This window comes from Winogradskyella sp. MIT101101 (assembly GCF_047126865.1).
In the GTDB taxonomy this organism is placed as follows: Bacteria; Bacteroidota; Bacteroidia; order Flavobacteriales; family Flavobacteriaceae; genus Winogradskyella; species Winogradskyella ouciana.
Genome location: NZ_CP138982.1, coordinates 288,031 through 312,399 on the forward strand (window position 1 = coordinate 288,031; position 24,369 = coordinate 312,399).

Consider the following 24,369-nt stretch of genomic DNA (forward strand, 5'->3'; position numbering starts at 1 on the left):
GCAGTTCCGTCGTTTGGAATGATTTCATAACCAAATCCATTTCCTTTGCTTTCGTGTCTTGCTCTGTGATTTTTTTAAAGTTTGAAGGTAAGTTGTGGAAAGATAATATTTTACTGAAACCTCTTTTTGCTCTAAAATATCGTCTAAAACTGAATTTTGATTTGTTGGTTCAGGATATTGAAAATCTTTTATTCCTAAATCCTTGCGAAAACCTACAATGAAAATTCGTTCACGATTTTGGGGAACTCCAAACTCTTTTGCATTTAGAATTTGTGGTTCAGGAACGTAATAGTTTAAATCTTCTCGTAGTACATTTAAAATTGTAGCTAAAGTTTTTCCTTTATCGTGGTTTCTCAATCCTTTAACATTTTCAAGGAAAATGGCTTTAGGTTGTTTCTTTTTTATGATTTCTGCAACATCAAAAAATAATGTTCCTCGTGTATCTTCAAATCCACCACGTCTTCCTGCAATTGAAAATGCTTGACACGGAAATCCTGCGCACAGAACATCAAAATTGTCAGGAATGTAATTTTTAGTTTCGGTTTTTGTAATATCTCCAAAGGGAATTTCTCCAAAGTTTGCTTTGTATGTTTGCTTTGAATATTTGTCCCATTCACTTGTAAACACACATTTTCCTTTTAAATTTTGAAAAGCCAATCGAAATCCTCCAATTCCTGCAAAAAGGTCAATAAATTTGAATTTAGGTTTTTCAGGTGCTGGAAAAGGAACGGACTTATTAAAGTCAAAAATTAAATATTGTAAAGCCTCTTCAGCAAATTCCTGCGTAATTTGTTCGTTTGGATATTCTTTTTTCAGAATTTGCTTTACAAAAGACAAAGCATCTTTTTTGTAGAATTGCGAAACTCCGTTTTTATGATTGTGTAAATAGTGAGTGAAAGATGCTGGTTTTGAATCGTCTGGCTCAATTATTTTTATTTCAAATAACTGTCCGTCAATGGTTTCTATGTCGATTCTTTCTTTTAGCATTTCTCATTTATTTCAATCCCACAAGTTATAAAAGATTTGTTTGTTTTGTTCGGTTTGTTTGTTTTTTTGTTCACATTTCGCGGTGGATAATTTGAGCGCAAAGGCGAAAACAGCTCTTTTATTTTTTAGAGCGTTGGCTATGAGCGTTGGAAAAAAAATAAATGTGCTGTTTGTGTGGTGGCTTTTCCGATTATTTTACTTTGAAGTTCGGATTTTTTTTCAGCTTGTGGCTAACGTTGTTGTATAAGATTAGTGGCGTGTTTAAGCACCTAATTTAGCAAATATACACCAGATAGAAAATCCGCGAGGATTTTCGTAAGTAGGCGAGAACTAGCCATTAATTTTATACGGTGTTGTGCACTGTTTTTATTCCGTTTTTTAATTGTTCTAAACTAATTTCAAGTCCATCTATTTTCTTGAATTCGGTCAAATTCCCTCCGAAATATTTTTGATGAGTTTTGCTTATTAACCAGGTTAATTCTTTTTCTCGTCCGTCAAAAATAAATTTGTGAATTCGCCCATTAATGCGATATGCAAGAATTCCATTGCCAAAACTATAAGGTTCAAAATGAAATTCTTGAAGTTCAAATTCCGCAATCTGATTGAGTTTATTTTCAATATCTTTTCTAAAATCTTCGAAATTCATTTTTTTAAATAATTTTCAGCATCTTTTAAATTCAATTCTGTTTCGTCCGCACCACGTCCAGAACGATTTTCGTTAAATGCTGGTTCGTCAAGTCGGTCAAGTCCGATTAATATTTGAAAGACCGCAATTCCATTTTCATTTTCCAATTCCGTTAGCAACCATTTTTTATATTCCGTAATTAAATTCCGATTTCCAATTTTGGATAGACTCCAATATCCGCTAACTCGCTCGTCCTCGTTTTTATAAATTCCAGAGTTAAGTCCGTCAACAATTATTCTTTCCAATTCAGTCGGCTTGTATTGAGTCAATTCCGATTCAGCGATTATTTTCTTTTCAAAATCCGAGTGAGAATTTCCGTTTGCTTTTTCGAAAATAAATCCAGCTTCTAAAAATTGGTCTTTTGTCAATTTCATCTTTAATTTCAATTCGGTGTAATGATTTTCTCAAATAGTGCACAACGGTTACGTATAAGAATAGTGCGTAGTTTGAGTGCGAGGATTTTCCGAAGGAAAATCAGATGCAAGCAAACAAGCACTAACTTTAAATTTAGGAATAAACTTACGCATTATTTTTTATACTATGTTGTGTGTAGTTATTTTTTCGGTTCAATAACTTTCGGCAGAACACGAGTATAGCATCTTACATTTACTTTCCGTTTTTGATAAGTAGATTTAGTAAGATTTAATTGCGTAACTGCTTTTTTAATATTTTTTTCGAATTCGAGTGAGCTCGGATATCCTTTAGTAGTAATATCAGAGACGTTTCCTTTTTTATCAACTGTAAACCAAACATACATTTCTCCAGAATATTCATAGTCTTTTTCAATCAGATTCAAAATTTGGTCACGTAAACTTTTTTCCAAACATTGCGTTTTTTCTTTATCGTCCAAAATTCCATCGCAATCACTTTTGAAAGGTGTTTTGTCAACCATAGTAAAGTGAACAGTTTTTCCGTTTTTCTTTTTTACAAGTTTCAAGTCGGATTGAGAATGAATTATTGAGATATTTAATATTCCAATAATAAAAGTCAAATAAATTAATTTCAATTTCATTGTAGTTTCTGGGTTTCTCTAATTACACACAACTCGTATATAACTCTGTATATACGTTTCTGTTACCGAATATAAGAATTATTTGCAAACACCCAGCACCAAAGACGTAAATAAAATTATGATATCGTGTGTATTGTATAACATATTTGTTATTTTTATACCACACATTATATAAAATACCTGTATGGATTTTAATAAGTATACCTTCGACGTCGCCGTCCATAATCAAAAGAAAGTGATCCTTGTAAAATTTGACTACGATGTAGCCCTAAAAAATGCGCTACGTCAACGGTTTCCGTCAGCACGATGGAGTGCCTCAAAAAAATCATGGTACTTACCAGATTTACCTTCGGTAAGAAAAGCGCTAAACCTAAAACCACAAAACACGGTAGCGGAAAAGGCAAAGCGACTTCACATGGTTAATCAACAAGCTTATTTAGATTTAAATGAACAACTCACCTTAAAAAGGTATAGTCAAAGTACCAAACGTATATACCTCGCCGAATTTTATCACTTGCTCAATTTGCTCGACGATTATTATGTTGGCGATTTAAACCCTAAACGGTTAAAGGATTATTTTCTCTATTGCATTAAAGTAAAGAAAATGGGCGAACGAAAGATGAACGGAAAAATCAATGCCATTAAGTTTTATTTTGAGCAGGTACTGCACCGACCAAAGATGTTTTTTGATATTCCGAGGCCAAAAAAACCACAGACCTTGCCAAAAATGCTCAGTAAATCTGAAGTAAAGAAACTCTTTAGGGTTACCACAAACTTAAAGCATAGAATTGCACTGCAATTATCTTATGGCATGGGATTAAGGGTCTCTGAAGTAGTAGGGCTAAAAATAAATGACATAGATAGCAAACGTATGGTAGTGCACGTAAAGGGTGCAAAAGGCAAAAAGGATCGTTATGTACCACTGCCCAAAAGTATTTTGCCTGCACTAAGGGAATACTACAAAGTGTACCGACCAAAACTATATCTGTTAGAAGGACAATATGGTGGTGCCTATGCTGTATCTAGTTTACAGCAGGTTTTTAAAAACGCCATGAAAAAAGCGCGTATAAAAAAAGAAATCGGTATCCATGGGTTACGGCATTCCTACGCTACACATCTATTGGAATCTGGTGCAGATATGCGTTTTATTCAAGAATTATTGGGCCATAATTCTATAAAGACCACACAGGTTTACACTAAAGTAACACCTCGTAGTAAATCTAAAATAACAAGTCCTTTGGATTCTCTTTAACAGTAGGGTAGAAGCTTATTGTGCTTTAAAATCGTTGACCTCAATCCAATAGCCATCAACATCTTGAAAATACACCTGAATCACTCCGTCTTTTCTGATGTAGTCCTTGTTTGGTGAGTTCACCCAATCCGAGTAGTCTATTTTTAAAGCGTCCAAGCGTTCTGTAAAGGCACTGATATTGTCAGTAGATACAGCAAAATGCACGGCTTTATTGGTTTTAATGTCGGCATTGGGTCTTGGGATGAGATGTAACTGTATGTCATCATCAAAAGCTAACCAGCGCGTTTTAGAGTCTGAAGCTGTATTTTCTATGTCCTTAAGTTGAAAGACCTTTTGGTAAAATTCAAGAGCGGCAGTAACATCCTTTACCGAAAGTGCTATATGATTGAATGAAAATTTAGACATCGATTAACTGCTATAGCACATTACGCTGATTCTTCCATGGTATGATACACGTTCTGTACATCATCATCTTCCTCTAGCTTTTCTAAAAGTTTTTCTACGTCTTCGGCTTGTTCTGGCGTTAATTTTTTGGTCACTTGCGGAATCCGTTCAAAACCAGAAGAAATAATCTCAATATTGTTTTCCTCTAGGTAAGATTGAATGTTTCCAAAACTCTCAAAAGGTGCATAGATCATTACGCTTGTAATTTCTTCGCCATCTTCGTTTTCGTCGGTGTCCTCAAAAATTTCTTCAACACCGTAATCAATAAGTTCCAGTTCCAATTCTTCCAAATCCAGGTCATCACCCTTAATCTTAAAATTACAGGTGTGGTCAAACATAAAAACAACGGAGCCAGAGGTGCCTAAACTACCATCGGTTTTATTAAAGTAAGAGCGCACATTGGCCACTGTACGTGTATTGTTATCCGTTGCCGTTTCTATAAGTACGGCAATACCGTGTTGGGCGTAACCTTCAAAAATCACTTCCTTATAATCCCCTTGATTTTTATCACTGGCACGTTTTATGGCGCGCTCAATATTGTCCTTGGGCATGTTTACGGACTTGGCATTCTGAATCACCGCTCGTAATCTCGAATTGCTATCAGGATCTGGTCCACCTTCCTTTACAGCCATTACAATGTCCTTACCTATACGCGTAAAGGCCTTGCTCATGGCTGACCAACGTTTCATTTTTCTTGCTTTTCTAAATTCGAAAGCTCTTCCCATTGAAAATTATATTTTCGTTTCCGTGAACCTGCCTGCCGGCAGGCAGGAACGGAAATCTAGTTATGTTATAAGTTATTTAAAATGCCTAAAGTTGTTTTGAAGGCAAAGCAAATTTAAAAAAATATTGAATGTATTAAGAACCTATTCTCAATTAAAGAACTGCATACTGCAAACTGAGCATTGTAACTTCCCCTTAGGGGAAAATGTCTGCAAGACAAAAGGGCTTACTCCTCAACCTCTACAATAGCCTCAATGGCTTCGGCAAGTTTAAAGTCCTTGTTGGTGACACCATCAGCATCGTGCGTAGAAAGCGATATTTTTAATACATTATAAACATTGCTCCAATCCGGATGGTGGTTTTGTGCCTCGCACTCAAAAGCAATTCGGCTCATGGCACTAAAACAATCCTTGAAGTTATCAAATTCAAATTCGGCATGTATGGCATTGTTATGATATTCCCAATCTGGGAAGCGAAGTAATTTTTTTTCAATGGTGGATTCGTCTAATTTCATGTATTTGGATTTATGCTTAAAATTAAATAAATCCTGATAAGGTTACAACAATTAAAAAGTATTTATTTTTCAGGAAGCACGAAGCACGAAGCACGATTTTTCAATCAACCTACTTTATACTATATACTAAATACCAACTACTAGATACTAACTACTACTTACAAAGTTCTTCTAAAACAAAATCACTAGTTACCTGAAGGTGCTTAGGCAGTTTATTGAATTTCGGTAAAACCGCGAGATAACGATCTTCGTTGGTGGTAAACACATGCTTTAACTTCACCTTGGTTTCTGTAAATTGGGCAATGATGCTTTTTATAAATTCATCATGATGTACTAGATCCGTACTTCCTAAATGAAACACACCATGTTTTTCCCTGTTAATGATGTAGTGTATTTGCTGTGTTACTTTTTTATCGAGTGTCACATTCATGATAAGATTCGGAAAAATTTCAACAGGTTCTTTTTCAGAAATATGCTGTTTTATTTCTTGAATTCTAGGACAATTAGTACCAAAAACCATAGGTAACCGTAATACGGCAACTTGTTTTTTTGGCAATCGCAGTAGCATGTTTTCGATCTTAATTTTAAAATGACCGTAAATACTATGGCTTAGGGTTTTATCTTGCTCGTAACTCGGATATTTACTGTAAGCATCAAAAGCATTGGCAGAAGAAAGAAATATGATTTTACTGCCAAATTCTAAAGCGTATTCTGCAATGTGCTGATGGGCTATGGTCTGTGCATTAAAATCGCCGCGTAACGCTGAGATAATAACCGTGGGTTTGGTGACTTCTAGTATTTCATAGACATCGTCCTCTTCGACATTATAATGAAAGAATTGTTTGTTCTGCTCAAATTCCCTTCTCGGAGTGCGATAGGTGCCAAAGGTTTTAAAGTAAGGGCCCAATTCCTTATAAATGGCATGGCCTAGGTAACCACTTGCGCCAAGTATTAATATGCGATGTTTGGTATTTATTGTCTTCTTCATTAATCAATCTTCCTTCTAATACAATGGTTAAGCTTTTTTGTAAAACGGTAACTTTACAACGGTTGCAGGTATGGCTTTCTTACGTACTTGAATAAAAATTTTACTATCTGGTTTAGAAAATACGGTTGGCACATAGCCCAAACCAATACCAATGCCCAAACTTGGGCTCATAGTGCCAGAGGTGACGTTACCGATGACTTTACCATTACCATCAACGATATCATAACCTTGACGTGGAATACCACGTTCGGCTAATTTAAACGCCACCAATTTGCGTTCTGGTGTACGTTCTTTTTCTGCTTTAAGCGCTTCGCTATTGGTAAAGTCCTTAGTGAATTTGCATACCCAGCCCAAACCGGCTTCAATAGGAGAGGTGGTATCATCAATATCGTTGCCGTAGAGGCAATAACCCATTTCCAATCTAAGTGTGTCTCTTGCTGCTAAACCTATGGGCTTAATGCCATAATCTGCACCAGCTTCCATAACTTTATCCCAAACTTGCTTTACTTCTGCGTTTTTACAGTATATTTCAAATCCTCCACTACCAGTATAACCAGTTGCGGAAATAATAACATGCTCAATCCCAGCAAAATCACCAACAACGAAATTATAGAATTTTATTTCCGATAGATCGTGACTCGATAAGGATTGCATAGCTTCAACAGCTTTTGGGCCTTGTATGGCCAATAAGGAATAATCGTCACTTAAATCGCGCATCTCAGCACCAACGTCATTTTTTGAGGAAATCCAGTTCCAGTCTTTTTCAATATTACTGGCATTAACGACCAGTAGGTAGGTTTCATCCTTAATTTTATAAATAATTAAGTCGTCAACAATACCACCATCGTCATTTGGTAGACAGCTATATTGGGCTTTTCCGATGGTAAGTTTAGAAGCATCGTTACTAGACACTTTCTGAATAAGTTCTAAAGCATTTGGGCCTTCAATGAGGAATTCTCCCATGTGCGATACATCAAAAACACCAACAGCATTACGTACGGTTTCGTGTTCTATATTAACACCTTCGTATTGTACTGGCATGTTATAACCTGCAAAAGGTACCATCTTTGCACCAAGTGCTTTATGTGTTTCGGTTAATGCTGTGTTTTTCATGATAACGCTGTTTTATAGGATAATTTTCAACAGCGCAAAGCTACATAAATTTTAAGTTTTATATTTATTATATGGAGCTTAAAAGAGGTATTTAGAAGAATACTTTTTTGCTAAAAATCTAGCAACCACTCATCAATTGGTCTATCATCAGAGCCATGTAATACGGAGATATCTCCAGTAGATTCAAACACAACAGCTTTAGCTTCAGATAGCTGTATGACGTTGGCTTCACGCAATTTGGCCTTTAAATCGGAAATGGTAACCTTACATTTTTCTAAGCTACCTTCTATGATTTCACCATCTTTCATTAAGAGTGTTGGTTTATTATCCATAAACTTTCTTATGACTTCCCATTTTCTGGCGTGTGCAACACCCATTTGTATGGCATAAATAGACATTAAACCAGCAATACCACTTTGAAGTGAAACTGATTTTGAGATAACCACTGTTGCCAATATAGAACCAATAGAAACGGTCATGGCAAAATCGAAACTAGACATTTTAGAGAAACTTCGCTTGCCGCTTATACGTGTTAATAGAACTAGTGCAATATAAGTTCCTAAAGCTGTTAGTAAAATAGCTAAGACATTATCATCTGCTGAGTAAAACCAATCTTTCATTGTGATTTAAAATTTTTAATTTGTTCGTTAACTCTATTTAAATCCTCTTGACTAACATCTTCAGGTGCTTGTTCAGAAGCGCGTTCTGGTTCGAGAGAGAATTCGGCATACACAGGAAAATGGTCTGAAGACGTCTCAGTATATACTTCATAAGATTTAAATCTAAATTCCTTAGTACAGTAAATATGATCTAACGGCCAGCGTAACAGAAACTTCTTGGCATTGTAAGTACTGTAAATTCCTCGGCCTATTCTAGGATCTAACGTTTTACTGACTGTTTTAAATAATTGATTGGTGCTAGACCATGGTACATCGTTAAAATCACCAATAACGATTGTTGGATATGATGTGTTCATTACCTCTTTGGCAAGAATCATCATTTCAGCATCCCTATCCGTAGATCTTGGATTATGCTGTGGCATAGGTGGAGTAGGATGTATAGTGTGAATTTTTATCGTATCCCCAAACCTAGTGAGCGCCTTGGTATGTATAGACGGAATATCATCTTCTACTAAAAACTTCAATTGTGGGTCTACAAGCTCTAATTTAGAATACAGTAACATACCATAGGTATTGTCTAAAGGGTATTCTACTTTATAGTCATAATCGTTTTTAATCGCATTATATATCTCATTTCTCCAACGCTGGTTAGCTTCTGTAAACACCATTATATCTGCATTAGATGACTTAATTGCATCGATAATAACTTGCATATCTTCGTTATCCTGGTAAACATTGGCAGTTAAAACACTTAATGAATTTTTGGCATTATCGGTAGCTTTTAACATATCCTCATCTGCGAAAGTAGTATAAGGGAAAAATTTGATGAACTGAAAAATAAAGCATGCCACTAAAATGGTTATAAAGGCATAATCCCCTTCATTCTTAAAATCAAATTTTATAAAATAAACAGTTAAAGCCAGTGCTGTCAAGAAGGTAAGCTGCACATGCGGAAAATCAAAAACCCTTATCCACCAATAATCCACTGCAAAAATCGGTGCTATGGTAATTAAAATAGCAATAATTCCAAATCCTTTCAAAAAATGTTTCAGTGTCATTGGTCGATGTATTGGTTAATACTTTTTAAAATATTGATTATTTACATAGTTTCCTAAGATTTATTGATTTGAGACAATCTATTTATGTATTGTGTTAAAATTTGCCTAGAAATGCATGCTGTTAAGCTTCGCTTCAATTTATGAAAGAAGTATTGCTTATGAGTTAATATTATTGGCTTTTGAAACATTAAAATTTAATTTGAATTCTGAATTTTACGTAAATCAATAAAAATAGTTCTAATATGGAAAGTATAGTTAAATCTTGTATTGAAGCATGTCAAAAATGCTTAGTGGATTGTCAGAACTGTCTTGTAGAAATGGCAGGTGTGGAAAGTATTAATGATTGTCCTAAATGTTGCGTACAATGTATCGATGCGTGTTATATTTGTATAAAAATGATGGCAGCCGATAGTGCTTATGCAAAACAGTACGCTTTGTTATGTGCGGAAATTTGTGAGTATTGTGCGGACCACTGTGGTGCACATCATCATGAACACTGTAAAGTCTGCGAAAAGTCCTGTAGAGAATGTGCAGAGCTTTGTAGAAAATATGCAGCTTAAACCTTAATGAAATAAATGGCAATACTTGGTAATATTATAAAAGGTGTAATTCACCTAAAGGATGCTTTATCTTCTGAGGTCAATCACCAGGAAGCTCAAAGCGAAACATTAGTACATCTTCTAAAAGAAGCAGAGGACACCCAATTTGGTAAGCATTATAATTTTGATGCTATTTTAAAAAGCACTGATCCAGAGAAAGCCTTTGCCGATAACATTCCATATTTTGATTATAATAAAATCAATGAAGAATGGTGGTACAAGCTTCACGATGGCGAAACTGATGTCACATGGCCAGGTAGTCCTACATATTACGCATTAAGCTCTGGTACCACAGGAAAAACTAGCAAACGGATTCCGGTAACGGATGAAATGATTGAAGCTATTCGTCAAGCTGGGATTAAGCAGGTCTTTGCGTTAAAGAATTTTGATCTTCCAGCCGATTTTTTTGAAAAGGAAATTATGATGTTGGGAAGTTCAACCGATCTGGAAGAAAGAGACCAACATCTCGAAGGTGAAATTAGCGGTATTAGTGCCAGTAATATTCCTTCTTGGTTTAGAGGATATTACAAACCAGGTGAAGAGATTGCCAAAATTGACGATTGGGATAAACGTGTACAGCGCATTGCTGAGCGTGCAAAAGATTGGGATATTGGTGCGTTAAGTGGTATTCCTTCCTGGATAGAGTTAATGCTTCAAGAGGTTATCAATTACCATAATCTTAATAACATCCACGAGATTTGGCCTAACTTACAGGTGTATACTTCTGGTGGTCTAGCTTTTGGGCCTTACGAAAAAAGTTTCAATGCGCTAATGGGTAAACCTGTTACTGTTATTGATACTTACTTAGCTTCTGAAGGTTACATAGCAACACAAGTAAGACCAGAAACAGATGCCATGCAGCTAAACACCGATAATGGTATTTATTTTGAATTTGTGCCATTTCAACCAGAATATATCAATCAAGATGGTTCCCTTACTAAAGATGCTCCATCCATAACCTTAAAAGATGTAGAGTTAGGACAAGATTATGTTTTAATCATTAGTACCGTAAGTGGTGCTTGGCGTTATCTTATTGGTGATACTATAGAATTTACCAATGTAGAACGTGCCGAAATTAAAATAACAGGCCGAACCAAATTCTTTTTAAACACAGTGGGCTCTCAGCTGTCCGTTAATAAAATGGATGCTGCCATGAGAGAATTGGAAGAACAATATGATACCACTATCCCAGAGTATACTATTTGCGCCAAAAGGGGAGAGGATGATGAGTTTTATCACTTTTGGTATTTGGGCTCAGAACTAAAAAATATTGATGAAAAGGCTATAGCTGAATCTTTAGATAACGCTCTAAAAAGTGCAAATAAAAACTATAAAGTGGCGAGAAGTAAAGCACTACATGGCGTAAAGGTGAAAGTGGTGTCGCCAGAACGTTTCTATGATTGGAACGAACGTAACAAAAAGAAAGGCGGCCAAGTAAAAATGGAACGAGTGATGGATGAAGAAAAGTTTAAGGAATGGGAAACATTTGTTAACGATGATTAATCGTCTTTAGCCTTTTCATCTCGCTGTTTTACGAGCTCCATAATCTCTTCTGGAGATAGATAGTATTTCTGTATTCTATCTTTATAGGTTTGTGTAATTTCAGCATGGTTCAGTATAAAATCCTTAGTTTTTAGAATATAATCTTCCATACCAAAAGCTACGGCAAAACTATCTGCAGCACGCTCAGCTTCAACAATGTGATTATCTGATAGCAAATATTTTATCCCGAACCAAATTAAGTTGAGTTTACTGCGATTTTGATAATCCATAATATGTCCAAGTTCATGGCCTATCCAACCAATAAAAATATCTGTAGGGATATGACGGGTCATAAATTCCTTATCCGAAATCTTAAAAGTTTCACTAATCAATATGACATACTTTCTATTTTTTCTACTTCTAAAAAAACTTCCAAATGTAGGTCTAGCCTGCATGGTTGATTTTTTGATGTTTTTTTTGAATCTAAATTCTATAGATGTATTTTCTAATGAGGGATAGAAAGATAATGCAGTATTAACTTCATTAATTATAGACTCGGGAATACGATGTTGGGCGCTCATAAAATTTAGCGATAATAAAAGTATTATTTGGATTGTTGTAATGTTTTTCAACATATACAATAGTATAATAAAAATTTATGGCATCCCATAAAATTTTATTCTAAATATATTAGTGTAAAGCTACATATTGTAGCAGTATAATACTACAAATATTGGTATATTTGTAATTATATTACGGAGGTCCTCAAATTGTCATTTCAACGCACCCAAGAAAAACTTAAAACACTAGCAGACGCAGCTAAATACGATGTATCGTGTTCATCGAGCGGAAGCAATAGATCTAACACCACCAAAGGATTGGGTGATGCCACAGGCATGGGCATTTGCCATTCTTACACCGAAGATGGTCGCTGTGTATCACTATTAAAAATACTGCTCACCAATTACTGTATATTCGATTGTGCTTACTGTGTCACCAGAAAAAGTAATGATATTAAACGTGCAGCCTTTAAGGTGCAAGAAGTTGTAGATCTTACTATTAATTTTTACAGGCGAAATTATATAGAAGGTCTCTTTTTGAGTTCAGGAATTTTTAAGAATGCCGATTATACCATGGAGCGTTTGGTTGCTGTAGCCAAAAAGCTTCGGCTCGAAGAAAAATTTAATGGTTATATTCATTTGAAGTCCATTCCTGGTGCATCAGATGAATTGATGCGTGAAGCTGGATTATATGCAGATCGACTTAGCGTTAATATTGAAATCCCTACCGAATCTGGACTTAAAAAATTGGCGCCAGATAAAAAGCGTGAAGATTTTATAAAGCCAATGGTAAAGGTGAAGAACGAAATCATTCAATACAAAGCTGAAAAGAAAATTATAAAAAGCACCCCAAAATATGCTCCAGCAGGTCAGAGCACTCAGATGATTATTGGTGCTAGTGGTGAGAACGATTTTCAGATTATGCAGACCTCTAATTTCTTTTATAAAAATTATAATTTGAAGCGCGTTTATTATTCAGGTTATGTGCCCATTAGCTACGATAATCGCTTACCACAGATAGGAACAGCAGTGCCAATGCTTCGTGAAAACCGATTGTATCAAACCGATTGGTTGATGCGTTTCTACGGCTTTGATGTTAGTGAAATTCTGAATGAACAGCATCAACATCTCGATTTGGATGTTGATCCTAAATTAGGCTGGGCGCTTCGTAATCTGCACGAATTTCCTGTAGATGTTAATACAGCAGATAAGCGGATGCTGGCAAGGATACCTGGCCTAGGGATGAAATCTGTGCATAAGATTATTAATGCTAGACGATTTAGACGTTTAAATTGGGAACATCTCAAAAAAATTGGAGTGGCCTTAAATAGAGCGCAGTACTTTATTATTTGTGATAGCAATCAATTTGAAAAACGGGATTTGACTTCGGAAAAAATCAAAGGATTGATTTTACAAAATTCCACAAGCAAATACAGAAAAAGCTTGAGTAACCAGTTAAGTCTTTTTGGGTAGATGCAAGCAAAAAACCTCATATATGATGGTAGTTTTGATGGCTTTTTAAGTGCAGTGTTCCATGTTTTCGAATTAAAATTGAAACGTGTCACCATTCAAAATCAATTTGAAAATCAAAATGTTTTATTTTCAGAAAACGAGAACATTGTTACAGAGGAGACAAAAGCCAATCGTGTATGGAAAGGTTTAAAATCTCATTTGTCTTCTCGTGGCAGATACCAATTATATTATGCTTTTTTAAGCGAACAGCCAGGGATCGAGGATGTACTATTGGATTATATACAGTATGCTTTTTCAAAAAGTAACCCTATTGATAAGGACTATTCGCATCCATCAGTATTAAAAGTAGCGCAAACCGCCAAAATGGTAGGTAGAGAAAAGCACAGAATGGAGGCTTTTGTACGATTCAGATTAACAAAAGACCATATTTTCTTTGCCAATATAGAGCCCGATTTTAATGTGTTACCGCTAATTCAAAAACATTTTAAACGGCGCTATGCGGATCAAAAATGGATGATCTATGACATAAAACGCCATTACGGATTATTTTATGATCTAGACAAAGTAGAGATTATAGATATGGATTTCCCTACGAATTTTGATTTTACTAAAACCGATTCTGAATATTTTTCTGAGCAAGAGTTTGAATTTCAAAAACTATGGCAAGATTATTTTAAGGCTACCAATATTGGGTCTAGAAAAAACATGAAACTTCACATTCGTCATGTCCCAAAACGATATTGGAAATATCTAAGTGAAAAACAACCAGAATAGCTTATAAATGTTTTACATAACCAGCTGCCCAATCCTTAATCCTTGGTCCAAAACATTCTAAAACGGCATCTACTCCTAAAACGCTGCCTTTAGCTAATCTTCCCAATACAGATATAGTTAGTGTTTTGTCCTTAATTTTAGATTTTACATGACCATCGTTCTCAGTCGCAATACCTAAATCATTATGAATAGGTTTAATGAATTCATTTTTAAGCATATCTACCACAAGTGGTGAAGTAACATCTACTAATTTCGGTGAGTCTAGAACACTATTTATCATAACTGAGACGGAAATAGTTTTACCATTGTAGTTCGTTAGTTTCCAACCATTCTCAATGGTTTCAATTGCTGGATCGTTAACAAAATCTAGAGACAATACATCAGCATCTACCAAAGCTAAAATTTGCTGCATACTTTCAATGGGAGGACCATAGGTAAACCGTTTACTGCCCTCATCCAATGCGATAATATCTTCCATGAGTTCGTCATCTAAATTAGAATGGGACAGTGTTCTATAAAAAGTAGGCTGGCAATGGCGCCAAACTTGCCAAACACAAAAATCTAATGTAACGGGAGCTTTTCCCAAAGCCATATGGATATATTTTTGTATTAGATCGTAGGTGTCGATGGAATTATCTTGTATCAATGGATGTTGATAGTCATCATTTTTGAGAAAATGTAGAATTAATGTCTCTATTTCCTTTTTGGTAGATTGATGCGTCACGCTTTTATCATATAAATCAAAAAACACTCTAGCAGCAATTTTGCTAAAAGGTTGCAGTAGAAAATTAATATCTGATGCCGTTGGATTAGATTGTGCGCTTCTTATTATAGCATTTTTAAGCGTCTCTATTTCTTCATTTCTCGGACTATACCAATTGTCTGTAATTTTATTATATGGCTTAGGTGCCAGTGGCAATCCGTCTAATGAAAACGGTATCATTTTTAAATTTTGAGGTTTGACCTTATAATAGCAGGTTTGCAAGGAGTCCGCATCCATAATTTTGAAATTCCCATAATTATTAATGGTGAGGTATCTCATAACATCAACCATGGCAAGTCCAAATCCTCTAATACCTACATACATGTCTGTTTTGTTTTTAAGCGTTTTAAACTGTTGCACAGGATACGTATCTTCATAGACTTTCAATGCCGTTTTGTTTTTAGCGAATTGTTTCCATTGTTTAAGCTGGTCAGAGATATTAGTAGGTTGGTGGCCAATGGTTAAAAGTACATCGTGACATTGCAAGGTCTCACCGCCATAATTTAGTTCAAAGCCATCGTCCGCACAGTCAATTGTTTGCACCTTAGCCTTTATAAGTTCAAAAATTTGGTTGTCTTTTATGGCGCTATGTACGGATTCAAATCTTTGGTTAAGATATTCTCCAAGTTTGTTTCTGGGAGGAAAACGATCTTTTTCAAATGCTTTAAGAGAAAAATCACACCAATCATGGTATGAAGGAAAGGCTGAAACCGTAGTGCCAAATAGGTTAATTTCGGGTCGCTCTTTTATTTGATCCAACAGTCGCTCTGTGATATTTATCCAGTTAGAGTTAGGTTGCTTAGGATTCCAAACAGGTCCGGCTCCAGGAAAATCTGTAGATTCAAATCCAAAAATTTTAATCTTGGATTTAGTTTGGGCTAATTGCTTCAAAAGCTCTTCGAGAGCAAATAGACCTCTAGGACCTAATCCAATAATTGCTAGTTTCCTCATTGTGAAGCTAAAAGTAATAAAAAAACCACCTCAGTTATAAGGTGGTTAGATTTTATAAAATTATAATGGTTTTAAAACTGGTATCTTATACCTAAAGCTAAATCAATACCAACATCATCCCTAAAATCACCAAAACCGAGTTCTGGTCTAATATCTAGAGATAGCTGTAATGGGATATCAAAATTATATTCTATACCAACGTCTCCAGCTACAAAAAGAAAGGTGTCGTCAAAATCGTCATTACCAGGTACGTCTACGCTATAAGAGCCAACACCTCCACCAGCACCTGCATACCAATTAAAATTACCATCTAATTGCCATACCCATTGATAAAGCCCTGTTAATTTAAAACCATCATAGTTGTTACCGCTTCTTATACCCAAATCCAATTCAAGCCGATTGTTGTCACCAAGTGCTCTCTGGTAAGAAATTTCGGCACCAAAACCGTCATCATCGCCTAACCTAAGCCCTATGGCATTGTCAGCTATTTCTTGTGCATTCATAAAGGCACATCCTACAAAAACTGCGAATGTTGCTAAAAATAATTTTTTCATAATCATTGAGTTTTAAGTTTTTTTATCAATTGAGCATTAAAAAGTGCTCTATCTTAACATAACGACTAAATTATGTTAAAATTGAATAAGAAGACTTATTTTTATGACAATTTTATAACTCATTTAAAACTTATCTTAACACGTATGCCTAAGCTTGTTGATACTGAATATTTTAAATTAAAATCAAAGCTTAAGGGCGAACTACTTACTGACGATTTAATAAAAAATTTATACGCTACTGATGCTTCTGTGTATAGAATCTTGCCTGCTGCTGTAGCCATTCCTAAAGATAAAGATGATCTAAAAGAACTTATTCATTTTGCGAATGAAAATAACATTTCATTAATCCCTAGAACAGCTGGTACATCTTTAGCTGGGCAGGTCGTAGGCAATGGTATTGTTGTAGATGTTTCAAAACATTTTAATAAGATTTTAGATGTTAATGAAACCGAAAAAACAGTAACCGTTCAACCAGGTGTGGTTAGGGACAAATTGAACAATTATTTAAAACCCTTCGGATTGTTTTTTGGACCAAACACATCAACATCTAATCGATGTATGATTGGAGGTATGGTCGGTAACAATTCATCAGGAACCACATCCATCCAGTATGGCGTAACACGCGATAAGGTTGTAAGTCTAAAAACATTACTAAGTGATGGCAGTGAAGTCGAATTCTCTAATATCTCAAAAGCAGATTTTCAAGAAAAACTGAAGCTAAAGACACTTGAAGGACATATTTACAGTACTATTTATGATGCCTTAAAATCTGAGGCTGTTCAAAAACAAATAGAATATAATTTTCCTAAACCTGAGATCCATCGTAGAAATACAGGTTATGCCATAGATGCATTGATAGATTCTGATGTACTATCAGACTCACGTACAGAATTCAACATGTGCAAACTCTTAACCGGAAGTGAGGGCACCTTAGCATTCAACACTGAAATTACGCTGCAGCTCGATGAATTACCACCATCTGAAAACGCTATGGTAGCCCTTCATTTTGAAAGTGTTTCAAAATGTATGAAAAGTGTGGAAACCCTAATGAAGCACAATCTGCATACTTGCGAGATGATGGATGACACCATTTTAAACCTTACAAAGCACAATAAGCAACAGCAGCAGAACCGAGCATTTATTCAGGGTGAGCCAAAGGCCATTTTGATGTGCGAATTAAAAGCAGCAACTAAAAACGCCTTAGGTATTGCTTTGCATGAGTTTATCGCCAGTGCTGAAAAATTGGGTTTATCTTATACTTCGCCAGTCTTGGTGGGAAGGGAAATTGACAAAGCCTTGGAACTACGGAAAGCAGGACTCGGTTTATTGGGCAATATGATAGGAGATAAAAAAGCGGTGGCTTGTATTGAAGACACAGCAGTAGCTCTAAGTGATTTGGAAAATTACATTTCTGAGTTTACGGAATTAATGAATTCTTATAACCAAAGCCCTGTATATTATGCCCATGCTGGAGCAGGCGAGTTGCACCTTAGACCGATTTTAGATTTAAAGCAATCTGAAGATGTCGAATTGTTTAGGAAGATTACCACTGATGTCGCTAGATTGGTTAAAAAATATAACGGCTCAATGTCTGGTGAGCATGGTGATGGTATTGTACGTGGAGAATTTATTCCATTTATGATTGGTGATGCCAATTATCAAATTTTAAAGCGTATAAAATCTGTCTTTGATCCGAATGCTATTTTTAATCCTGGTAAAATAGTGGATGCACTTCCTATGGATAAAAACCTTAGATATGAAGGTAATCGGCAAGAGCCTGACATTGAAACCGTTTTGGATTTCTCTTCTTCACAAGGCATACTTCGCGAAGCTGAAAAATGCAATGGATCTGGTGATTGTAGAAAGTTACCAGAGTTTGGTGGCACCATGTGTCCAAGCTACAGAGCCACACGAAATGAAAAGGACACTACAAGGGCTAGAGCCAATGCCTTACGCGAATATTTAACAAATTCAGAAAAGGCCAATAAATTTAACCATAACGAGCTTAAAGAAGTTTTTGATCTGTGTTTAAGTTGTAAAGCCTGTGCCAGTGAATGTCCTAGCAGTGTGGATGTAGCAAGTTTAAAAGCTGAATTTCAATATCATTATCAAAAAGCAAATGGTTTTAAGTTTAAGGATAGGTTTTTTGCAAATTCTACTAAATACAACAAAATAGCATCCAGAGCACCTGGTTTTTTTAATGCACTTTTCCAAACAAAGTTCGTTGCTGGTTTTATGAAAGTAGCGCTTGGTATTCACCCAAAACGTAGTTTTCCTGAGCTTTCTAAATCATCATTTTCTAAGCAAGTTAAGAGGTTGTCATTTCTTGTGAAAAACCCAAAAAAAGAGGTTTACTTATTTGTTGATGAGTTCACAAATTTTTTAGAATCGAGCATTGCTATTGATGTTAAATATTTACTTGCGAATTTAGGTTATAATGTGCATTATGTTAGTGAATTAGAAAGTGGAAGAAGTGTTTTATCCAAAGGATTTTTAGAAGAAGCTAGAGCCATTGCAAACAAAAATGTAAACTACTTTAAAAGCATTATTAACGATGATTTTTGTTTAATAGGAATTGAGCCTTCCGCTATATTAACTTTTAAGGATGAATATCTGAGATTAGCAGATGATAAAGACGCTGCAAAATCCATTGCAAAGCACACTTATTTAATTGAAGAATTCATTCAACAAGAAATAGAATTAGGAAATATTAAACCAGAGCAATTCACTACAGAATTCAAACAGATCAAATTTCATGGGCATTGTCACCAAAAGGCATTGGCTAATCAAAAGTCGAGCTTTGATGTATTGAACTTACCAAAAAATTACAAAGTTACCATTATTCCTAGTGGTTGTTGTGGTATGGCAGGTAGTTTTGGATACGAAAAAGAAAAATACGACATCAGCATGCAAATTGGTGAGCAAACCTTGTTTCCTGCTGTCCGAAAAGCTTCAGACGATACTATTATTGCAGCTAATGGAACCAGTTGTAGGCAACAGATAAAGGATGGTACAGGGAGAACTGCCAAGCATCCCATAACAATTCTTAAAGAAGCTTTAATCTAGTTTCTTCTTTTTCTTCGGCTGTTCTACAATCGTTATGGCTGCAATTAAATCCTTAATATCCATGTCCTTTAATTCTTCATCAGCAAAAAAAGGAGAAAGCTTGTCCTTACTGTAATTGTAGATTTTCCAACGTTTAAACTGATATTCTAAAGCCGTGAAATTTTCCACCCAATCACCAGAGTTTAAATACGTTGTCTTACCGTATTTGTTTTCCTTAACCAGCATTTTTGGTTGATGGATATGTCCACAGACCACATAGTCATAACCATTTTCTATAGCCAGATCTGTGGCCACATTTTCAAAATCATTAATGTACTGAACGGCACCTTTTACACCGTTTTTAATTTTTTTTGAGAGTGAATAGCGTTCCTTTCCCATTTTCTCTAAGCACCAATTAACAAAACGGTTAATAAGAATAAGTAGGTCGTAGCCCCAACCACCTAACTTAGCGAGCCACTTTGCATTCTGAATGGAAATGTCAAACACATCCCCATGAAAAAACCAAGCTCTTTTGCCATCCAACTCTAAAACTACCTTATTGACAATTGAAATATTGCCAATTTCAGTATCAGCAAACTTTCTAAGCATTTCGTCATGATTGCCAGTAATATAAATGACTTCAGTGCCGTTAGCGGCAAAATCCATAATTTTTTTAATGACACTTAGGTGTGACTTAGGGAAATAACGCTTCTTAAACTGCCAAATATCTATAATGTCTCCATTAAGAATTAACTTTTTAGGTTCAATACTATTTAGGTAGGTCAATAACTGTTTTGCATGACACCCAAATGTACCAAGGTGTACGTCAGAAATGACCGCTATTTCTACTTTTCGCTTTAGGTTCAAAATAAATTGTTAGTACTGCAAAGAACACACATAACTATTAATTAAGTGTAATTAGTGAATTAATATTCCGTGAGGAAAATGTTACGGGAATGTTACTAAATTTAACGTTGAATAATAAGAATAAATGTCAATGACAGCCTTAAAACAGCTATTGGTATTTTTGTTTCTGTAATATTAGATTTACTTTAGCGTAAAATAAGATTTAATGGCAGGAAATTCCTTCGGAAAATTATTTAAACTTACCACTTTTGGAGAGTCACATGGTGCAGCCATTGGCGGAATTATAGACGGATGTCCTTCGGGCTTAAAATTAGATTTTGAAGCCATTCAGAATGAGTTAGATAGACGCAGACCAGGTCAGTCAAAAATTGTCACACAACGTAAAGAACCTGATACGGTCGAATTTCTTTCAGGACTATTTGAAGGTCAGACCACAGGAACTCCAATAGGTTTCATTATAAAAAACACCAATCAAAAATCTAAAGATTATTCACATATAAAGGACGTGTATCGTCCTAGCCATGCCGATTATACTTATGACCAAAAATATGGCGTAAGAGATTATAGAGGTGGTGGTAGAAGTTCTGCCAGGGAAACCGCATGTAGAGTAGTGGCTGGCGCCATTGCAAAGCAATTTTTAAGTAGCATTAAAATTAATGCGTTTACATCTTCTGTTGGTGATATTTTTATTGATAAACCTTATCAAGATTTAGACTTTTCTAAAATTGAATCCAATGTTATTCGTTGCCCTGATGAAGCCACAGCAGAGAAAATGATTGCTAAGGTACAAGAGGTGAAAAAACAGGGAGATACCATTGGTGGCACAATTACCTGTGTGTTGCAAAATGTACCAGCAGGATTGGGAGACCCCGTTTTTGATAAACTTCATGCCGAATTGGGTAAAGCCATGCTATCCATAAATGCTGTAAAAGGTTTTGAATATGGTAGTGGTTTTTGTGGAGCCAAAATGAAAGGCAGTGACCATAACGATAAGTTTAATGAAGATGGTAGTACGCAAACCAATTTTTCTGGTGGAGTACAAGGTGGCATTAGCAATGGTATGGACATCTATTTTAGAGTTGCGTTTAAACCCGTAGCAACCACACTTCAAAAACAAGACACTATAAACAGCAAAGGTGAAACCGTAGAAATGCAGGGCAAAGGCAGACACGATCCTTGTGTTGTACCACGAGCAGTACCTATTGTAGAAGCTATGGCGGCTTTGGTTTTGGCGGATTATACGCTGTTAAGACGACAGGAAACAAAAGATTGGTAGAACTAATCTGAACGTTATAAGTTAAATATTAAAAGATTACCGCTGAAGTTTATCTTGAGCGCAGTCGAAAGACAACAATACTATGAAAAAACTAGCATTACACTGGAAAATTATAATAGGAATGGTACTCGGTATCATTTGGGCTTTACTATCGAGCACAATGGGCTGGAGCGAATTCACCATTAATTGGATAGACCCTTTTGGAACCATTTTTATTAATCTCTTAAAGCTTATAGCAGTGCCTTTGGTGCTCTTCTCCATCATTAGTGGAGTTGCCAATATTGGTGACCCATCAAGTTTGGGTAGAATGGGAGGGAAAACACTTTTAGCATATCTCGTGACTACTATTTTAGCAGTCAGCTTAGGATTGACGCTAGTGAATATTATTCAGCCAGGAAAATTGCTTGACGAGCAAAGTAGAATCGATAATCGCATTAGTTATGAACTTTGGGCAGATAGTCAAGGTCTAGAAATCAAAGATGGAATTAGCTACTTGAAAGACCCAGAGTTTTTTGAGCGCGCACAAAAGATTTCAGATTTAAGTAAAAGCGAATTGAAAGATGCTTCAGTTTCTAAAAAGTTGGAAACTGCAAATGAGACTAAGGAAGATGGTCCTTTACAACCACTTGTGGATCTAGTTCCAGAAAACTTTTTTAAATCACTAACAGACAATGGTCTAATGCTACAGATTATTTTCTTTGCAATATTTTTCGGTATTTGTCTATTGTTTATACCAAATGAAAAATCACAACCTGTTGCGACTATAGTTGACAGCATTATGGTAGTCTTCCTCAAAATGGTTGACCTTGTTATGCAAGCCGCTCCATTTTTTGTCTTTGCGCTATTGGCAGGTGTTGTGAGTAAAATGGCAGGTGACGATGTCGGGAAAGTATGGGAGATTTTTAAAGGATTAGGTTGGTATTCATTGACGGTTTTTTTAGGTCTGATGGCAATGGTATTTTTAATCTATCCTTTAATATTAAAGATTCTTGTGAAAAAAATTCCCTATAAAGGTTTTTTCAAATCTATGAGTCCTGCACAGACATTAGCGTTCTCAACGTCTAGTAGTGCGGCTACACTGCCTGTGACTATGGAATGTGTTGAAGAAAACCTAGGTGTCAATAAAAAGATTACAAGCTTTGTGTTGCCTATTGGAGCAACAGTCAATATGGACGGTACCTGTCTTTATCAAGCGGTAGCGGTTGTTTTCTTGGCTCAAATGCACATGATAGATTTGACTTTAGGGCAACAATTAACGATTGTCTTGACGGCGACCTTAGCTTCAATTGGTTCTGCTGCGGTACCTAGTGCTGGGTTGGTAATGCTCATCATAGTCTTGGGTTCCGTTGGATTGAATCCTTATTGGATAGCAATCATTTTCCCTGTGGATCGTATTTTGGATATGTTTAGAACAGTCGTAAATGTTACTGGTGATGCCACGGTATGTTCAATCATTGCAGATGGCGAAAATATGTTAGAATATTCTGAAAAGGATCCAACCGAAACATTTGATTTAGATTCATAAGGTTTTCAAATTCAGTAAAAGTCCTTAACTTTAAACAAGTCATTAAAACAAAAAAACTTTTGAAATGAACATTTGCTTTATAATGTATCCATGGGAAAACATTGATCCAGAGAACGATACAAGCTTAGCCTTAATTAAAGAATGTGCAAAAAGAGGTCATGGTGTGGCCATGTGTACTCCAGCAAACCTTACGATTAGAGACAGTGTTACAAACGCTTTTTGTAATGTTATTGGTCGTATGGAAAAGGTGCCATCGACGCTAAAGTCATTCTATAATAAGGCAAAGCTAAGAGAAGAGATGTTGCCTTTGGCAGGTTTTGATGCTATTTTCTTTAGGGCAAATCCGCCATTGGATCCTATAATGCTCAATTTTTTGGACTCGGTTAAGGACGATGTGTTTATTGTGAATTCTTTACAAGGCATGCGTGAAGCGAACAATAAACTTTACACTGCGGCTTTTGGTGACGCACACAGTAATATTATTCCGAATACACATGTATCTAAGAACAAAAATTATCTGATTAAGCAGATTAAAGAGTCTAAGGCAGATAAGATGATATTAAAACCCTTGAATGGCTTTGGTGGCTCTGGTGTGATTTTAATTGAAAAATCAGCGATGAATAATATTAACTCTTTGCTTGATTTCTATATTTCATCTGGTGATGGTGAATCTAATTATGTGATTCTTCAAGATTATATAGAAGGTGCTGACCAAGGTGATGTTAGAATCTTATTGCTAAACGGAGAACCTGTTGGAGCGATGAAACGCGTACCAGGTTCAGACGACCACAGGTCTAATGTATCTGCAGGAGGAAGTGTACAAAGGCATAGCTTATCAAAAGATGAAAAAGCATTATGCAGGCAAATAGGTCCAAAATTGGTAAAAGACGGTTTGTATTTTGTTGGTATAGATGTTATCGGAGGCAAACTGGTTGAAGTTAACGTAATGTCGCCAGGTGGCATAACCTATATTAATAAAGTCTATAAGAATAAGCGAAAAGTAGAAGAGAAGGTTATAGACTTTTTAGAAAGCAAGGTCTTAGATAAGCTTCAAGCATTTGACAGGCGTACAAGATTGCGTAAAACGGTAGATGAAGCGTAACT

At 35.7% G+C, this 24,369-nt stretch carries 23 protein-coding genes; 8 read left to right on the top strand and 15 right to left on the bottom strand.

Annotation, left to right across the window (positions count from 1 at the left end; translation table 11 throughout):
• Nucleotides 1-24: 24 nt before the first annotated feature.
• The 4 genes from SIB89_RS01355 to SIB89_RS01370 all read right to left on the bottom strand — a co-directional run bounded on the left by SIB89_RS01355 (nucleotide 25) and on the right by SIB89_RS01370 (nucleotide 2,684).
• Nucleotides 25-987 (bottom strand): DNA cytosine methyltransferase, encoded by a 963-nt coding sequence (locus SIB89_RS01355; protein ID WP_412560851.1) that lies wholly within the window; start codon nucleotides 985-987, stop codon nucleotides 25-27.
• A 343-nt stretch (nucleotides 988-1,330) separates the two neighbouring features.
• Nucleotides 1,331-1,633 (bottom strand): hypothetical protein, encoded by a 303-nt coding sequence (locus SIB89_RS01360; protein ID WP_412560852.1) that lies wholly within the window; start codon nucleotides 1,631-1,633, stop codon nucleotides 1,331-1,333.
• A complete protein-coding gene (locus SIB89_RS01365; RefSeq protein ID WP_412560853.1) occupies nucleotides 1,630-2,046 on the bottom strand; it encodes a hypothetical protein in 417 nt (138 codons plus the stop codon). Before SIB89_RS01365 ends, SIB89_RS01360 begins: the two co-directional genes overlap by 4 nt.
• Nucleotides 2,047-2,225: 179 nt before the next feature.
• Nucleotides 2,226-2,684 carry a hypothetical protein gene (locus tag SIB89_RS01370; RefSeq protein ID WP_336129363.1) on the bottom strand — a complete coding sequence of 153 codons (459 nt, stop codon included), beginning with the start codon at nucleotides 2,682-2,684 and terminating at the stop codon, nucleotides 2,226-2,228.
• Nucleotides 2,685-2,868: 184 nt separating this feature from the next.
• Between SIB89_RS01370 and SIB89_RS01375 the strand changes: the two genes are divergently transcribed.
• Entirely contained in the window at nucleotides 2,869-3,936 is a 1,068-nt protein-coding gene (locus tag SIB89_RS01375; RefSeq protein ID WP_155087574.1) for a tyrosine-type recombinase/integrase, read from the top strand.
• A 15-nt stretch (nucleotides 3,937-3,951) separates the two neighbouring features.
• On the opposite strand, the gene SIB89_RS01380 is transcribed toward SIB89_RS01375, so the two are convergent.
• From SIB89_RS01380 to SIB89_RS01410, 7 genes are all read right to left on the bottom strand, one after another.
• Entirely contained in the window at nucleotides 3,952-4,341 is a 390-nt protein-coding gene (locus tag SIB89_RS01380) for a VOC family protein (RefSeq protein ID WP_412560854.1), read from the bottom strand.
• Nucleotides 4,342-4,361: 20 nt separating this feature from the next.
• Nucleotides 4,362-5,105, bottom strand: coding sequence for a YebC/PmpR family DNA-binding transcriptional regulator (locus SIB89_RS01385; protein ID WP_273292500.1), 744 nt, complete (start codon nucleotides 5,103-5,105; stop codon nucleotides 4,362-4,364).
• Nucleotides 5,106-5,329: 224 nt separating this feature from the next.
• On the bottom strand, nucleotides 5,330-5,617 hold the full coding sequence (locus SIB89_RS01390; RefSeq protein WP_155087571.1) for a 4a-hydroxytetrahydrobiopterin dehydratase: 288 nt from the start codon (nucleotides 5,615-5,617) through the stop codon (nucleotides 5,330-5,332).
• A gap of 154 nt (nucleotides 5,618-5,771) precedes the next feature.
• On the bottom strand, nucleotides 5,772-6,605 hold the full coding sequence (locus tag SIB89_RS01395) for a sugar nucleotide-binding protein (protein WP_412560855.1): 834 nt from the start codon (nucleotides 6,603-6,605) through the stop codon (nucleotides 5,772-5,774).
• A 27-nt stretch (nucleotides 6,606-6,632) separates the two neighbouring features.
• The gene (gene gcvT / locus SIB89_RS01400) at nucleotides 6,633-7,718 is read right to left on the bottom strand and encodes a glycine cleavage system aminomethyltransferase GcvT (RefSeq protein WP_412560856.1); all 1,086 of its coding nucleotides are present in this window, start codon (nucleotides 7,716-7,718) and stop codon (nucleotides 6,633-6,635) included.
• A gap of 110 nt (nucleotides 7,719-7,828) precedes the next feature.
• Nucleotides 7,829-8,338, bottom strand: a complete 510-nt coding sequence (locus SIB89_RS01405) for a DUF421 domain-containing protein (protein WP_155087568.1) — start codon at nucleotides 8,336-8,338, stop codon at nucleotides 7,829-7,831.
• Nucleotides 8,335-9,396, bottom strand: coding sequence for an endonuclease/exonuclease/phosphatase family protein (locus SIB89_RS01410; protein ID WP_412560857.1), 1,062 nt, complete (start codon nucleotides 9,394-9,396; stop codon nucleotides 8,335-8,337). Before SIB89_RS01410 ends, SIB89_RS01405 begins: the two co-directional genes overlap by 4 nt.
• A 575-nt stretch (nucleotides 9,397-9,971) precedes the next feature.
• Here SIB89_RS01410 and SIB89_RS01415 point away from each other — a divergent pair.
• Complete coding sequence (locus SIB89_RS01415) at nucleotides 9,972-11,498, top strand: GH3 auxin-responsive promoter family protein (RefSeq protein WP_412560858.1); 1,527 nt, start codon at nucleotides 9,972-9,974, stop codon at nucleotides 11,496-11,498.
• Here the strand turns inward: SIB89_RS01415 and SIB89_RS01420 are convergent.
• Nucleotides 11,495-12,058 (bottom strand): hypothetical protein, encoded by a 564-nt coding sequence (locus SIB89_RS01420; protein ID WP_412560859.1) that lies wholly within the window; start codon nucleotides 12,056-12,058, stop codon nucleotides 11,495-11,497. The two genes, SIB89_RS01415 and SIB89_RS01420, sit on opposite strands and share 4 nt — an antisense overlap.
• A gap of 189 nt (nucleotides 12,059-12,247) precedes the next feature.
• Between SIB89_RS01420 and SIB89_RS01425 the strand changes: the two genes are divergently transcribed.
• Nucleotides 12,248-13,510: a putative DNA modification/repair radical SAM protein gene (locus SIB89_RS01425; protein WP_412560860.1), complete on the top strand. Its 1,263-nt coding sequence runs from the start codon at nucleotides 12,248-12,250 to the stop codon at nucleotides 13,508-13,510.
• Nucleotides 13,511-14,284: a TIGR03915 family putative DNA repair protein gene (locus tag SIB89_RS01430; protein ID WP_412560861.1), complete on the top strand. Its 774-nt coding sequence runs from the start codon at nucleotides 13,511-13,513 to the stop codon at nucleotides 14,282-14,284.
• A gap of 1 nt (nucleotide 14,285) precedes the next feature.
• Here SIB89_RS01430 and SIB89_RS01435 read toward each other — a convergent pair whose 3' ends face one another.
• Together SIB89_RS01435 and SIB89_RS01440 are read right to left on the bottom strand one after the other, a co-directional pair.
• Nucleotides 14,286-15,998, bottom strand: a complete 1,713-nt coding sequence (locus SIB89_RS01435; RefSeq protein WP_412560862.1) for an FAD/NAD(P)-binding protein — start codon at nucleotides 15,996-15,998, stop codon at nucleotides 14,286-14,288.
• 71 nt (nucleotides 15,999-16,069) lie between these two features.
• The gene (locus SIB89_RS01440; protein WP_155087561.1) at nucleotides 16,070-16,552 is read right to left on the bottom strand and encodes a hypothetical protein; all 483 of its coding nucleotides are present in this window, start codon (nucleotides 16,550-16,552) and stop codon (nucleotides 16,070-16,072) included.
• Between the two features lie 144 nt (nucleotides 16,553-16,696).
• On the opposite strand from SIB89_RS01440, the gene SIB89_RS01445 reads away from it, so the two are divergent.
• Nucleotides 16,697-19,618, top strand: a complete 2,922-nt coding sequence (locus tag SIB89_RS01445) for an FAD-binding and (Fe-S)-binding domain-containing protein (protein WP_412561868.1) — start codon at nucleotides 16,697-16,699, stop codon at nucleotides 19,616-19,618.
• Here the strand turns inward: SIB89_RS01445 and SIB89_RS01450 are convergent.
• On the bottom strand, nucleotides 19,610-20,464 hold the full coding sequence (locus SIB89_RS01450) for a UDP-2,3-diacylglucosamine diphosphatase (protein ID WP_412560863.1): 855 nt from the start codon (nucleotides 20,462-20,464) through the stop codon (nucleotides 19,610-19,612). The two genes, SIB89_RS01445 and SIB89_RS01450, sit on opposite strands and share 9 nt — an antisense overlap.
• Nucleotides 20,465-20,669: 205 nt before the next feature.
• Here SIB89_RS01450 and aroC point away from each other — a divergent pair, with 205 nt between their 5' ends.
• The 3 genes from aroC to gshB all read left to right on the top strand — a co-directional run bounded on the left by aroC (nucleotide 20,670) and on the right by gshB (nucleotide 24,367).
• Nucleotides 20,670-21,740, top strand: coding sequence for a chorismate synthase (aroC, locus tag SIB89_RS01455; RefSeq protein ID WP_412560864.1), 1,071 nt, complete (start codon nucleotides 20,670-20,672; stop codon nucleotides 21,738-21,740).
• 82 nt (nucleotides 21,741-21,822) lie between these two features.
• Complete coding sequence (locus SIB89_RS01460; protein ID WP_412560865.1) at nucleotides 21,823-23,265, top strand: dicarboxylate/amino acid:cation symporter; 1,443 nt, start codon at nucleotides 21,823-21,825, stop codon at nucleotides 23,263-23,265.
• Between the two features lie 64 nt (nucleotides 23,266-23,329).
• Entirely contained in the window at nucleotides 23,330-24,367 is a 1,038-nt protein-coding gene (gene gshB, locus SIB89_RS01465) for a glutathione synthase (RefSeq protein ID WP_155087557.1), read from the top strand.
• Nucleotides 24,368-24,369 lie beyond the last annotated feature (2 nt).